This is a genomic window from Lentzea sp. NPDC051213, assembly GCF_044455585.1.
Taxonomy (GTDB): Bacteria; Actinomycetota; Actinomycetes; order Mycobacteriales; family Pseudonocardiaceae; genus Lentzea.
Genome location: NZ_JBITEX010000001.1, coordinates 1,114,878 through 1,128,405 on the forward strand (window position 1 = coordinate 1,114,878; position 13,528 = coordinate 1,128,405).

The following is a 13,528-nucleotide window of genomic DNA, read 5'->3' on the forward strand; positions in this document are numbered from 1 at the left end:
TGGCGTGACAAACCGGTGAACCGGCGCCGAAGGGCGCGGGTTCACCGGTTTTCCTTTGTGAGCGGGTAGTTGTTCTTATCGCGCGGACTTCAGGGAGAACGACTTCAATCCGAGCCTGACCAATGCGTACGAGATGGCCGACAGCGTGACGTACGCGGGCAGGCCGGCGACGAGTTGGTGCGTCATCTTCTCCAGCGCCGTGTAGTGCATCGGCGGCTGCAGGACGATGGACGGGTCACCGAGCAGCTGCGTGATGACGTTCGCGATCGGGGTTCCGCGCGCGACGATCAGGTCATGCGCCAGTGGGCCCGGAGTGGTGATGATCGCGAACAGGAAACCCACGGCCAGCACGAAGGCCCACACCGGCATCCCGCGGCACAGCCGGATGGCGAAGGGAATCAGCACCGCCAGCACAGGAGTCAGCCCGAACCACCCGAACGTCGAGTCCAGCGCCCAGTGCACGTAGGGGCTGACCGCGGGCCCGCCTTCGCGGAAGTGGATGGAGTGCACGTAGAACATGGCCGCGCCGCCGCCGTAGCAGAGCAGCACGGAGGTGATCAGCAGCGCCACCCACGCGATCGGATCGGCGTAGTAGGCCTTGAAAGTCGACCAGAGTCCACTGTGGACGACGTTGTGGCCGAACGGGATGACCAGGTCGGGCCGTGTGCCCTCGTCCGGCCGGCCCGAGTTCGCCGGATCGTAGGTCGTGCGGGCGTCGACCGGTGGCCGGTGGGATCGGACGACGAAGCTGACGCCGGAGACGCCGGCGAGTTTGTCGGCCGCCGCCTGCGCGGCGGCGACACAGTGCTGGTCGTGTGCGGGCACGGTGAGCATGACGGTTGTCGTCATAAAAGCCGTCCTCGTGTTCTGCTGTGTACCCGCGGCGTTACGCAGTGTGCCCGTGCCGTCTTGCAGCGGACTTGCGAAGAACTTGCCCTGGCCGTGACCCATTAAGGCTTTCTTGCCATTTCGAAGATCCGCCGTGCTGCGGCACCATGAGCGGATCATGCAGTTCCGTGTGCTCGGTCCGCTCGAGGTCCGCATCGACGGCACCCTGGTGGAGTTCGGCGGGCCGAAGCCGCGCAGACTCCTCGTCGCGTTGCTCAGTCACGCCAACAACACGGTGTCGGTCACGCGGTTGCTGGACTGGTTGTGGCCGGACCGTTCGCCGCCACCGAGCGCGGTCGCGATCCTGCAGGCACATGTGTCGCGTCTGCGTCGTGTCCTCGAACCTGATCGCGCTTGCTGGGGCGCTCCCCGCCTGCTGCTGACCCGAGCGTCGGGCTACCTCCTCAGCGTCGGCGTCGACCAGTTGGACGTGCTGCACTTCGAGCGCGAAGTCGCCCACGGCCGGGAACTGTTGCTGCGCGGGGACTTCACCGCCGCGGCTACAACACTGTCCGGCGCGCTCGCGTTGTGGCGCGGCCCTGCTCTGATGGAACTGGACGGAGTGCCTGCCCTGCGCGCCTGCGTCGTCCGCTGGGAGGCGATGCGGCACTTCGCCATCATCATGCGCATCGAGGCGGACCTCGAGCTCGGGAATCACCTCGTGGTCATCCCTGAGCTCGAGTACCTGGCGGCCACGCACCCGTTCGACGAACGTGTCCACGGCCTGCTCATGGTGGCGCTGTACCGCTGCCATCGGCGCGCCGACACCCTGGCCGTCTATGAACGGCTCAGCGCCGACCTGCGCCGTGAACTCGACACCGAACCCACCACGGCGTTGCGCCGGTTGCGCTATGCGGTGCTCACGCATGAACCCGCGCTTGATTCGCTCTGCATTCGGCGATGGCTGTGACCCATTATTCACACATTTCTCGAGCGGGTTTCTGAGGGGTGAATCAGGCAAAGGTCAGGGGGAAACCCTGATGCCAGGGGTGCGCGACTGCGGGCATGCTGGAGGAGTCAAGGGGATGACCGCATTCAGGGAGAGTTATGAGCGAGTCCAAGTCCGAGCCCACCCGCAACGCCGTCGACTCCGTGGTCGACGCGGTTCGCGGGCTGGTCAGCGAAGGCATCAACCGCCGCGTGGTTGTGCGTGACAGCAAGGACGACGTGGTGCTCGAGGTGCCGGTGGCTCTCGGGTTGGTCGCGGCGCTGGCCGCTCCGGTGGCCACGACGATCGGTGCCGGGGTCGCGCTGGTCGGCAAGTGCGGTATCTCGCTGGAGGACCGCCGCCAGCCCGGTAACCAGCCCGCGACGACGGTCGAGGCTGAGCAGGCGTAAGTCAGCGCCCGCGGGGGAAGCAGGGGGCGGTGCCGTCGTCAGTGGGGGCGACGGCACCGCGCATTGCCCTAGCCGAGCGAGGCGTTCGGTTTACGGCCGGGCCGAGGGCCCGGAGTCCGGCAGCCCGCTGTAGTCCGGCAGTTCGACGCCGTTGAGCGCGCGGTCGACCAGCGCCATGAGCGCGTCCATGTCGGGCTCCGGGCTCGGCTCGGCGTCCGGCAGGCGGCTGTGGGCGTGCGCCCGGCCGATCTCCTGGTTGGCTTCGACGAACGAGCGCATCTTGTCCTCGTAGGCGGCGAACCCCGCCTCGGGGTCCCATTCGGCGGTGGCCAGTTCTCCGGCCAGCAGGTAGGCGCCGACCAGGGCCAGTCCGGTGCCCTGCCCGGACATCGGCGACGAGCTGAACGCCGCGTCGCCGATCAGTCCCACCCGTCCGTTGGACCAGCGGTCCATCACCACCTGGGCGACCTGGTCGAGGTAGAAGTCCGGGGTGTCGTCCAGGTGCGCGAGGATGCGCGGGGTCAGCCAGCCCAGGCCGGCCATCTGCTCACGCAGCAGGCTCTTCTGACCCGCGACGTCGCGGTGGTCGACGGTGAAATCGGCCGCGGGGAAGGAGAACATGGCCATCGCCCGCGTGGCGTCCTGGATGGGCCGCAGGGCGGCAGAGCGTCCGGTCTTCTGCTCCTGGTACTCGATGAACCAGCGATCCAGCTCGAATTCGTTGGGCACGCTGTAAAAGGCGAGTACGAGCCCGAGGTGGCGGAGGAACCGTTCGCGCGGCCCGAAGACCGTCGCGCGCAGCGCAGAGTGCAGCCCATCGGCCCCGACCACCAGGTCGAAGCGCCGCCGGTCACCGCTCGCGAGGGTCACGTCGACCCCGTCCGCGTCCTGGGTGAGCTCGGCGATCCGGTCGCCGAAGAGGTACTCGACACCGTCGCGGGTGTCGTCGTAGAGCACCTGGGACAGGTCTCCGCGCAGGATCTCGATGTCCGCGATGAACCCGTCGCCACCGTGATCGTCAGCGCTGTAGGTCTCCAGCACGTTCCCGTCGACGTCCACGGTGTACGCGCCGGCGGTGTCGGTGCGGGCCGCGCGCACCGCCGCGTCCAGCCCCATCCGCCGGATGACCTCCTTGGTCACCCCGCGGGCATCCACCGCCTGGCCGCCGGGACGCAACCCGGGAGCCCGCTCCACCACGGTCACCTCGGCTCCCCGCCGGCGCAACCAATGCGCCAGTGCCGGCCCCGCGATGCTCGCCCCCGCGATCAAAACCCTGGTGCTCACAGTGCCCCCTGCTCACCCGTCCGGATCGCAGTCTAGATCCTGTGGGGGAGCAGCAAGAGGTATAGACCAATACTGGCAACTGGCAAGTGATGGCAATCAGTCGCCGAGTCGGTAGATCTCTATGTGGCTGCCAGAAACTCCCTGGAGGGAGCGTATGAGCGACAAGTGGAGACGGTCCGTCGCGGTCGCTGTGGTCGTGGCGGCCGGTCTTACCGGGCCAGTGACACAGACGAACGCCGCGCCGGTTGCACCTACAGCGCAGGCACTGCCGAAGGTACCGGGCCAAGAGCGCACGATCACCCTGATCACCGGTGACCAGGTCGTGCTCACCGGATCCGGGCACGCCCAGGTGCGCGCTGCCAAGGACAGGGAGAAAATAGGCTTCCTGACCAGGACCGACGTCGACGGCGACGTCACCGTCACCCCGTTCGACGCCCTCGGCATGCTCCGGACAGGGCAACTCGATCCCCGGCTGTTCAACGTCACCGAACTGCTCGACAGCGGCTACGGCGACGCCGACCGCGTGGACATCCCGCTGATCGTCACCCAGGCCGGAAATCTCAACGCACGCACGGTGCGTGAACTGCCGAGCATCGGCGGCGCGGCCGTGGTCGCGGCCAAGGGCACGGCGTTCTGGAACACCCGCGGTGCCAACAAGATCTGGCTGGACGGTCCGGTGCACGCGTTGCTGGACAAGAGCGTTCCGCAGATCGGTGCACCGGCTGCCTGGCAGGCGGGCTACACCGGGAAGAACACCAAGGTCGCGGTGCTGGACACCGGGATCGAACCCACCCACCCCGACCTCGCCGACGCGGTGATCGAGGCCAGGGACTTCACCGGCAGCGCGAGCGGAACCGTGGACAGGCACGGTCACGGCACGCACGTGGCGTCCATCGTGACCGGCGACGACAACCCGTACATGGGCGTCGCGCCGGACACCGGGCTGCTGATCGGCAAGGTCCTCGGCGACCGCGGCAGCGGCACGGAGTCCGGGATCATCGCCGGGATGGAGTGGGCCGCGGCCAGTGGTGCCCAGGTGATCAACATGAGCCTGGGCAGCGCCGCCCCCAGTGATGGCACCGATCCGATGTCGTTGGCGGTCAACCGGATCACGGCCGAGACCGGCGCTCTGTTCGTGATCGCCTCGGGCAACAACGGGAGCACGCCGGGCTCACCGGCGGCAGCGGAGGCCGCGCTGACCGTCGGCGCGGTCGACCGGAACGACGCACTGGCCGACTTCTCCAGCCGAGGCCCCCGATTCCGCGACAACGGAATCAAACCGGACATCACCGCACCAGGTGTGGAGATCGTCGCCGCGTTGGCGAAGGACAGCGTGATCGGCGGGGTGCTGCCGCCGGTCGGTGAGGACCACGTCGCGCTGTCGGGGACGTCCATGGCCACGCCGCACGTGGCCGGGGCAGCCGCGATCCTGGCCGGCCAGCACCCGGACTGGAAGGCTCCCCAGCTCAAGGCCGCGCTGATGAGCGGCGCGAAGCCGAACCCCGCGCTGAGCGTGTTCGAGCAGGGCGCCGGGCGAGTCGATGTCGCCAAGGCGGTGACGGCGACCGTGCACGCTTCCGTGGGAAGCATCAACAACGGCGTCGTGCAGTGGCCGCACAACGACGACACGCCGATCGCCACCCCGTTGACCTACCGCAACTCCGGCACGTCGCCGGTGACCCTGCAGCTGGCCACGGACATCAAGGACCCCAACGGCAAGGCGGCGCGGGCCGGAATGTTCACCGTCTCCCCGGCGTCCCTGACGATCGCCCCCGGCGCGGACGCCAGTGCCACGGTCACCACAAACACGAAGATCGATGGCGCCGACGGGATCTACAGCGGTGTGGTCACCGCCGGGGACGTCCGCACGCCGATCGCCGTCACACGTGAGGTGGAGAGCTATGACCTCAACCTGAACTTCCTCGGCACCGACGGCAAGCCCACGCCGGACTACGCGTTCCGGCTGGTCGACCTGAGCAAGCCCGAAGTGCAGGTGCCGTACGACCCGTCCGGGTCGCTGTCGGTCCGGGCACCCAAGGGGCACTACTACTTCGAGTCCCAGGTGCTCACCTCGGACGGCCGGGTGTCGGTCGCCATCGAGCCCGACCTCGACCTCAGCGTGACGACCGCGATCACCGCCGACCCACGGCGGAGCAAGCCCGCGGGCCTCGTCCTCGATCGGCCGAGTGCCAAGGCGGGCGAGAGGTTCGTGGAGTTCGCCCGATCGACCTCGTACGGTGGCAAGGACTTCCTGCGCACCAGGATCAGCCCGCCGGAGTACGGCGACGTCATCGTCAGCTCGTCGAAGACCTCGGCGCCCGGCCAGTTCCGGTACTCGGTCGGCGGCCGGTTCGCCGAGCAGGACGGCGCCGGAAGCTTCGACGCCAGCCCGTATCTCTACAACGTGCGAGGTGACGTCAGCGGACGGATGCCGACCGAGCCTGTGCTTCGCGTGCGGGACAAGGACTTGGTCAAGGTCCGCACCACCCACGGCGCCGGTGCGCCTGATTCGGTCGGTACCCGCGAGGGCATGATCACCAAGCCGCTGCCGTTCACCCTCGACGAGCTCTACTCACCGGAAACTCCGTGGTCCAACTTCTTCAACGAGACCACCACCGCCGGTGAGTACGTGACGAACCTGTTCTCCAGCGCGCCCAGGAGCTTCCCTCGGGTGCGGACCGCGACCGACTCGTACAACCTCGCGGTGTTCGGCCCGGACCTGCCCTCGAACCCGGACAGGCCCTGGCGGTACACCGGCCGGATCGGCGACTCGATGCACTTCCAGGTCCCGCTGTTCTCCGATTCCCGCAACGACCGCGAGGGCTACTCCGTGCACACCGGGAGTTCCACCCTGTACCGGGACGGTGTCGAGATCGGCAAGGCGAACAGCGCCAGCGGGAACTTCACCGTGCCGCCGGGCCTCGCCACTTACCGGTTCCACCTGGAAGCGACGAGAAACCGCGCGATGACCAGCAAGATCGTCGCTGACTGGACCTTCGCGTCCGACACGCCCGACGAAGGCTCGATCGAGCCGTTGCCGTTGATGGCGGTGAAGTTCGCGCCCGCGGTGGACGGTCGCGGCCAGGTGAGCCGGGCGTCGTCGACGATCGTGCCGATGTCGGTCAACCACAACACCGACATCGACGCCCGGCCGACCAAGGTGGAGGTGTCCCACGACAAGGGTGCGACCTGGAGGGCCGCCCCGTTGTTGTGCCGCAACGGCAAGTGGTTCACCGTCCTGAGTCATCCGAAGGGCGCCACGTCGGTGTCGCTCAAGGCATCGGCTCGTGACACGGCCGGCAACTCCGTCACCGAGACCATCATCGACGCGTTCCTCTTGAAGTAACGACGCCAGTGGTGCCGCCTCCACCGTCTTGATTGGCACGTTCAGTGAGCGAAGCAACACGGATAGTTCCATTGGCTGTGGAACAATCCGGCGGCTTTGTGATCAAGACGAGGGAGTGGATGTGACGAACCTTCGACGTTCGTTCGCCGTGGCGGCGGCAGTGGTCGCAGGGCTGGCAGCCCAGGTGGCGCCGGCCTCGGCGATCGTCGGCGGCCAGCAGGCCGCCGTCGGACAGTTCCGGAGCGTGGTGAGCATCGTTGCCGCGGGCTGGCAGGGTGACGAGCACAAGTGCAGTGGCGTCCTGCTCGGCACGCGCTCGGTGCTCACCACGGCGGGATGCGTGGACGGCCACACCGCGGGTGACCTGAAGGTGAAGTACGACGGCACCGACCGGACCACCTTGAGGACGACGAACAACGTGACCAAAGTCGACCAGCACGCGGAGTACGACCCGAGCACCGGACGCCGCAACGTCGCTGTGCTCGTCCTCGCCGACCCCATCCTGACGTCGGACACGGTCGACACAGCGGAGCTGCCGTTGCCGGTGCTCAACGACCCGGCGCCGGGAAGCAGGGTCCACCTCGCCGGATGGGGCAAGACCCAACGTGGAAACGCCGGACTGCCCACGCAACTGCAGCACGCCGACCTGCCGGTGATCAGCCGCGCGGCCTGCAACACCGCCTACGGCGCGGGCAGCATCACCACCGGCATGTTCTGCGCCAAGGCACAGGTGGCGAAGTTCGCCTGCGAGGGCGACGCGGGCAGCCCCGTGCTCGTCGGCAACAGGGTGGTCGGCCTGGTCACCGCCAAGAACGGATGCACCCATCCCGGCAAACCGGACGTCTACGTCCGCACCGGCGCGTTCGAACTCTGGATCTTGAGCCACGTGCGGTAACGCGCACCGGCGCCGGTCAGGACGCCTGTCTGCCGCTGGGCGGGCGTCCTCCGGCGGAGCTCGTGAGGAACTGATCGATCAGCTCGGCGGTGTGGTCGGCGGCGTTCCACATGGGGTCGACGTGGGTGAGCGGTAGCCGGACCACCTCGATGTTGGGCTTCGCCGCCACGAGGTCGTTGAGCTCCAGCTCGAGACCGGCCGGCCAGTTCGCCTCCGTGCAGAAGAGGATCAGGGTCGGCCCGGTGCAGTCGTGGAACATGTGGACCATGCTGCGAGACATGTCGGCCAGTTGGTCGTCCAGCAGCCGCCGGGCCGGGTGCCGGCGGAAGGTGCCGTCCGGCAGCGCCAGAAAGTGCCTGCGGGCTTCGACTTCGGCGTGGGGCGAGCCGTAGTTCAAGCGGTCGAAGAACGTCAGAACCTTCTGCAGCTCCGCTTCCAGCCAGTCTTGGTCGCCGGACTCCGGCGGAGCGGTCATCGCCTCGAGGCCGGCGCGGGTACCAGCGGCCCACACGTCGAACGCGGCAGCGTCCTCCGGTGTCGCATGCCGGACGGTGCCCGCGGCGAAGCCGTCGATGCTGACGATCCGCGATTCCGGGTGTCTGCCGCCGTAGTGGCCGGCCACCACGCCTCCGAGCGAGGCTCCGGCCACGTCGACCTGCCCCGTTGCGAGCTCTGCCGCGATCGTCTCGATGTCGGCCACGGTGTCGGCGAAGCTGAACCGCTCGGCCTCGCCGGACTGTCCGCAGAACCGGATGTCGGCGGTGATGATCCGCCTGCCTGTGCCGAGTCGCCGGGCCAGGCCGTCCATCGATTCCAGGTTCCCGCCGACGCCGTGCAGCAGCACCAGCGCGCGACCACTGCCGCCGTAGTCGCGGTAGGCGATCGGCACTCCGTCATGCGCGGTGACTGTTCCGTCGGCGGCCACGGAGCCCATCGTGTCGTACATGGCAGCTCACGGCCACACGGACGGCTCGCACATCTTGCGTCTGTCCTAAACAGACGGTTGCTCCCGTGATGCAACGGCCCGGAACGCGGTGCTGCGGAGGTCAGCAATCGGTCGTGGCCATGTGGACGGCGGAGGTGCCGATACCGGTCGGTCCCCTCAGCAGGTGAACCGGTTGGCGTTGCTGCCCCTGCCGGAACCGGCCCGAGGCGTCGTGCCACTCGTAGGATCCGGCCAGCCAGGTCTGCATGGCGTCGCCGTACCGCAGCACCAGGCGTGAGGTCAGCTCGTCGGCGTCGAGGTCGATCATGGTTTGCGGCAGGTCGGCGCGCACTGTTTCCTCGAGCGTCTTGACCCTGCCGGTCAGCAGCTGGTTCACGGTGTCCACGGCTTGCTGCAGGGTGATGTCGAGCAGGTGCCGCACGGTGTGGATCACGTTGTTCACCAGGACGCCTTCGCGCTTGTCCTTCGCGTAGGACACGATGTCGTTGGACAGGTCCGCAGCGTCCCTGAGGGTGTCGATCAGCACCTCGAACGGCCGAGTTCTGCTGATGTGGTAAGGGATTTCGGTGCCGATCGCGCGTTCCAGCAAGGCGGCGCTGAAGCCCGCGGCGCCGAAGCGCCTGCGCATCTCCAGCTGCTCGATCGGATCGGGGAAGCGGTCGCGAGTCAGGTTGTCGGTCTCCCACAGGGATCCGGTCAGGAAGTCGCGGACGTGCATGGTGAAGCGCTCGCGCCACTGCGGGCTCATCGCGGGCGCGGTGCGGGTCCACAGATCGGCGACGGCGCGTTCCGCCGGGTCCTCGGGGATCGGCGTCGGTCCGGGCAGGATTGGCATGAACGCCATGAATCGCGCGATGCGGCGCAGGGCTTCGGCGCGGTCGCCGATCTCGCGGTAGCCGGACCCGAAGACGTCGTCGACGAACCAGATCCAGGCGTGCCAGTCGGTCACGATGCTCAGTTCGTGCGGCGGTGCGTCGGGGTAGGCCAGCGCGGTGAAGTGGGCGAAGTCGGCCTGGTCGAACGCCTCCTCGCTCCAGATGCCACCGGTCGACTCGGTGTACTGCGGGTCGAAGAAGCCGATCGCGTGTGCCCACGCCTTGGTGCGTTCGCGGGTCACCCCGAGGTGCGGGTTGATGCGGGCCTCGAACGGCATGTAGAGCGCCGGATGCTGGAAGTCCTCAGACATGGGGTGTCTCCGTGATGGTCATGTTCGGATCGGGAGAGGTCATGGCCATCAGCACGAAGATGTTGACCAGAAAGGGAATGCTGTAGCGCAGCGGCCGGCGTCGACCAGCTTCACGGGCAGGTCCCCGGCGAGGGAGCCCGGCAGGAGAGTGCCGTCCACGTCCAGGGCGGCGATCTTGAGCATGGGTGTATCGATCACCAAGACGACCGGCCGGCGCAATCTCGTTCACTCATTCATACCACTGTGATCTCAATTGGACGGCGTCCTCCCGCCGCCGGATCCGGCGGTGTGGGCGCGATGCGCTCACACCAGCCCACCTGACGCGATCAGACCGCGCAGAAAGTGCACCCACGTGGCGCGAGAGCCAGGTCCGCCCACCCGAGCGTGCCCGCGGGCACGTGCCGTGCCCGCCCGGTGAGCCGCTCGAAGATCGACTCCGCCGCCCGCACAGCCGATGCCGCGTCGGCGGATCCCCGGTGTCCCAGCACGAGCAGCGCCTCGGCCTGACCCAGCAGGTAGCCGGTCTCCCGCTGGATCGCCAGCGCCTGCCGCGCGCTGGTGAGCGCGCGGTCTCCGGTCCACAGCGAGGCCAGGGTGGTCAGCGCCATGCCCTGCTCTATCGCGAACTGGTGCTGGGGCGCCGCATCCAACGCCTCCTGTGCCAGCCACTCGGCTTCGTCGCGCCGGCCGACGGCGGCGAGCGCACGGGCGAGGCTGATCTTCAGCCGGACGGACTCGGTGACGTTGCCCGTGGCGCCGGCCTGTTCCACCGCCTCGCTCAGCACGGACACCGCCTCGTCGCACCTGCCGATGTGGTGCAGCAGCTGACCGACCGCGTGGCGTCCAGCCAGGACGTAATGCGTGTCCGCGGCCCGCGCCGCGTCCTCCAGCACCTCGCTCGCGACGGACATCGCCCACGTCGAGTCACCGCAGTCCTTGGCCAGGTACGCGGTCGCGCACCGCACCATGACCAGCCAGTAGCCGGCTCCCGACTCGGTGGCGAGCTGTTCCGCGTCGTGCAGCACGCGGCGTGCCTCGGTCATCTCTCCGAGCAGGCGAAGCGTGGTGCCGAGCCACGCGATCGTGTTGACGTCGTGGTGGCCGCTGCGCGACATCAGCGACACCGCTCGCTCGAAGTGCTTCCTGGCGGGTTTGATCCGGCCGGAGATGTACAGCGTGCTGCCGAGTTTGTTGGCCAGGGCTATCTCCTCGGCCTCGCTCGACGCGAACTCGAGTGCTGCCTCGATCGTCTCGCTCGCGGCGGCGAGGTCGGCGCGGATCATCTGGCCGAACGCGAGGTTCTGCAAAGCGTTGCACCGCAACGCCCGGTCGCCCAGTCGCACGCTGAGGTCCAGCCCGGTCTGGAAGTCGGCGAGCGCGCCGTCGACGTCCGCGTACGCCTTGAACGTGCCCAGCGCGCGGTGCATGATCACCTGCCCTGGCAGGTCGGCGTCGCGTTGTGCGGCGCGCAACGCGGCGTGCGCTGCCGCAGCACCGATCTCGTTGCGGCTCGTGAGCCAGATGTAGCCGCGCATCGCGTCCGTGAGCTGCCAGGCGGCGCCGCGAGGGCCCGTTTCCGTGTACCGCAACACGCTCGTCACGATGTTCTCGCACTCGTCGTTCAACCACTCGAGCGCCGCGTCGTCCGACTCGAACGTCAGCGCGGCGACACCCGACGGTTCGCGCGGGTGCCTCGCCACCAGCGGCACCAGCTGGTCGCAGGCCGCGTCCGCCGAGCCGAGGTAGAACTCGAACAGCGCGTGCAGAGCCGAGCCTCGTTCGCCCGTGTCGGCCAGACCGCCCGCGTAGACGTGCAGGAGATCATGCAGCCGGTAACGGCCGTGCCGGTGCGGCGTCACGAGACACGCCTGTTCCAGCTGGCCGACCGCGGCGACCACGACGTCGAAAGGCTCACCCAGCACGGCGGCCACGGTCTCCACCGCGAACTCGGGCGTCGGCAGCACCCCGAGCAGCCGGAACAGCCGCGCCGCGAACTCGGGCAGCGCCCGGTAGGACAGGTCGAACGCGGAGGTGACCACCTGGTCGCCGCCGATCCGCAGTCGCGCGAGCCGGTCGTCACCCGCGAGCTCGGCCGCGGCGTCCGAGATCGAGACCGTGCGTGCCGCCAGGTTCGCCGCCGCCACCCGCAGCGCGAGGGGCAGGTAGCCGCACAGGAACGCGAGCTCGTCGGCCGCGGCCCGTTCGGCGGATGCCCTCTGCTCGCCGAGCATCTGTGCCACGAGCAGGTACGCCTCGTCGGCGGTGAGGACGTCGAGCTTGAGGCACTGTGCGTCGTCCAGCGCGACCAGGCCGCGCAGGTCGTGGCGGCTCGTGACGACGACCGCGCAGCCGGGTTCCGACGGCAGCAGCTGACGTACCTGCTCCTCGTCGGCCGCGTTGTCGAGCACCACCAGCATCCGGCGCCCGGTGAGCATGCTGCGATACAGGTTCACCTTGTCCGCCAACGATTCCGGCAGTTGCCGGGTGTCGACGCCGAGAATGCGGAGAAACTGGTTCAACGCCTCGCCCGGCGTCGTCGGACGTGCGTCGAACGCGCCCAGGTTCACGTAGAGCTGGCCACCGGGGAACAGGCCGCGCCGCCGATGCGCCCACCGCACGGCCAGCGCGGTCTTGCCGACGCCGGCCGGTCCTGTCACCAACGCGATGGGCATCCCGTCGCCGCGTTCGTCCGGGTACAGCCAGGAATCCAGTGCCGCGGCCTCGTCGTCGCGCCCGACGAACCGCCTGATGTCCATCGGCAGCCCTGCGGGCACGACAGTCGTCCGGTCCGGTTCGTCGACCGGGGTCCCGGTCCTGCCGAGGATCGACCGGTAGTGCTGGGCCACGTACGAGGAGGGCTCGGTGTCCTTGGGAAGTGCCAGCCGAAGCCGGTCGTAGGCCTCCAGCGCCTCGGTCTGCTGCCCGCACCTGTGCAGCGCGAGCATCAACTGCCCGGCCAGCCGCTCCCGGCGCGGATACGTCTCCACCAGTGACGACAGCTCCGCCACCAGCTCCGCGTGCCTGCCGAGGCCGAGCTCGACCTCCAGGCACTCCTCGATCGCGCTGACCCTCAGCTCTCCGAGCTCCGCCCGGACCGCCATCGGCCAGTCGTGCTCGATACCGGCCAGGACCGGTCCCCGCCACAACGCCAGCGCATCCCGGAACTCCCTGGCGGAGTCCTCGCCGCGACCGGCGGCGCGGTGCGCCCGTGCCTGTGCGAGCCGCTCGCGGAACTCCTGCACATCCGTCCGGCAGACCGCGAGGTCGAGCTGGTAGCCGGCTCCGACGGTGGCGATCGACCGCTCACCCAGAACCTCCCGCAGCATGCAGATCCGCTTGTACACCTGGGCCCGATGCGCCGTGGGCAGCACTGTTCCCCAGGCCGCTGTGGCGAGTTCCTTGATCGACAGGGAGTCGCCGGCGTGCACCGCCAGCGCTGCCAGCAACACCTTCTGGATGGCGCCACCGGGTTGGACCGGGGTGCCGGTCACGGACGTCTCGAACGGTCCGAGGATCTTGACGAAGACGGTCTGCCCGGACGACTCTGCCACGCGAGAACCTTACCGCCCATCGGGCCTTTCGCTCGGCGTCGTCTCATTTGATCGTGTGCCCGAAAATACTTTCGGAATCACTGTGGAAGGTGCT

At 68.6% G+C, this 13,528-nt stretch carries 9 protein-coding genes; 4 read left to right on the plus strand and 5 right to left on the minus strand.

Going from position 1 to position 13,528, the window contains the following annotated elements; genetic code table 11:
• Positions 1–75: 75 nt before the first annotated feature.
• Complete coding sequence (locus ACIA8G_RS04840; RefSeq protein ID WP_396416910.1) at positions 76–849, minus strand: hypothetical protein; 774 nt, start codon at positions 847–849, stop codon at positions 76–78.
• A 157-nt stretch (positions 850–1,006) separates the two neighbouring features.
• Between ACIA8G_RS04840 and ACIA8G_RS04845 the strand changes: the two genes are divergently transcribed.
• Positions 1,007–1,798, plus strand: coding sequence for a BTAD domain-containing putative transcriptional regulator (locus tag ACIA8G_RS04845; protein ID WP_396416911.1), 792 nt, complete (start codon positions 1,007–1,009; stop codon positions 1,796–1,798).
• A gap of 137 nt (positions 1,799–1,935) precedes the next feature.
• Complete coding sequence (locus tag ACIA8G_RS04850) at positions 1,936–2,226, plus strand: DUF4342 domain-containing protein (protein ID WP_396416912.1); 291 nt, start codon at positions 1,936–1,938, stop codon at positions 2,224–2,226.
• Positions 2,227–2,316: 90 nt separating this feature from the next.
• On the opposite strand, the gene ACIA8G_RS04855 is transcribed toward ACIA8G_RS04850, so the two are convergent.
• On the minus strand, positions 2,317–3,510 hold the full coding sequence (locus tag ACIA8G_RS04855; RefSeq protein ID WP_396416913.1) for an FAD-dependent monooxygenase: 1,194 nt from the start codon (positions 3,508–3,510) through the stop codon (positions 2,317–2,319).
• A gap of 154 nt (positions 3,511–3,664) precedes the next feature.
• Between ACIA8G_RS04855 and ACIA8G_RS04860 the strand changes: the two genes are divergently transcribed.
• Entirely contained in the window at positions 3,665–6,856 is a 3,192-nt protein-coding gene (locus ACIA8G_RS04860) for a S8 family serine peptidase (protein WP_396416914.1), read from the plus strand.
• Positions 6,857–6,977: 121 nt separating this feature from the next.
• Positions 6,978–7,751, plus strand: coding sequence for a S1 family serine peptidase (locus ACIA8G_RS04865; RefSeq protein ID WP_396416915.1), 774 nt, complete (start codon positions 6,978–6,980; stop codon positions 7,749–7,751).
• 16 nt (positions 7,752–7,767) lie between these two features.
• Here the strand turns inward: ACIA8G_RS04865 and ACIA8G_RS04870 are convergent, their stop codons facing one another.
• The 3 genes from ACIA8G_RS04870 to ACIA8G_RS04880 all read right to left on the minus strand — a co-directional run bounded on the left by ACIA8G_RS04870 (position 7,768) and on the right by ACIA8G_RS04880 (position 13,434).
• Positions 7,768–8,697 carry an alpha/beta fold hydrolase gene (locus ACIA8G_RS04870; protein ID WP_396416916.1) on the minus strand — a complete coding sequence of 310 codons (930 nt, stop codon included), beginning with the start codon at positions 8,695–8,697 and terminating at the stop codon, positions 7,768–7,770.
• Positions 8,698–8,797: 100 nt separating this feature from the next.
• A complete protein-coding gene (locus ACIA8G_RS04875) occupies positions 8,798–9,883 on the minus strand; it encodes a hypothetical protein (RefSeq protein WP_396416917.1) in 1,086 nt (361 codons plus the stop codon).
• A gap of 326 nt (positions 9,884–10,209) precedes the next feature.
• Positions 10,210–13,434, minus strand: a complete 3,225-nt coding sequence (locus ACIA8G_RS04880) for a BTAD domain-containing putative transcriptional regulator (RefSeq protein ID WP_396416918.1) — start codon at positions 13,432–13,434, stop codon at positions 10,210–10,212.
• Positions 13,435–13,528: the final 94 nt, after the last annotated feature.

Coding starts and splice junctions, on each gene's coding strand:
- ACIA8G_RS04840 (WP_396416910.1), bottom strand. CDS start 849: ATGACGACAACCGTCATGCTCACCGTGCCCGCACACGACCAGCACTGT.
- ACIA8G_RS04845 (WP_396416911.1), top strand. CDS start 1,007: ATGCAGTTCCGTGTGCTCGGTCCGCTCGAGGTCCGCATCGACGGCACC.
- ACIA8G_RS04850 (WP_396416912.1), top strand. CDS start 1,936: ATGAGCGAGTCCAAGTCCGAGCCCACCCGCAACGCCGTCGACTCCGTG.
- ACIA8G_RS04860 (WP_396416914.1), top strand. CDS start 3,665: ATGAGCGACAAGTGGAGACGGTCCGTCGCGGTCGCTGTGGTCGTGGCG.
- ACIA8G_RS04870 (WP_396416916.1), bottom strand. CDS start 8,697: ATGTACGACACGATGGGCTCCGTGGCCGCCGACGGAACAGTCACCGCG.
- ACIA8G_RS04875 (WP_396416917.1), bottom strand. CDS start 9,883: ATGTCTGAGGACTTCCAGCATCCGGCGCTCTACATGCCGTTCGAGGCC.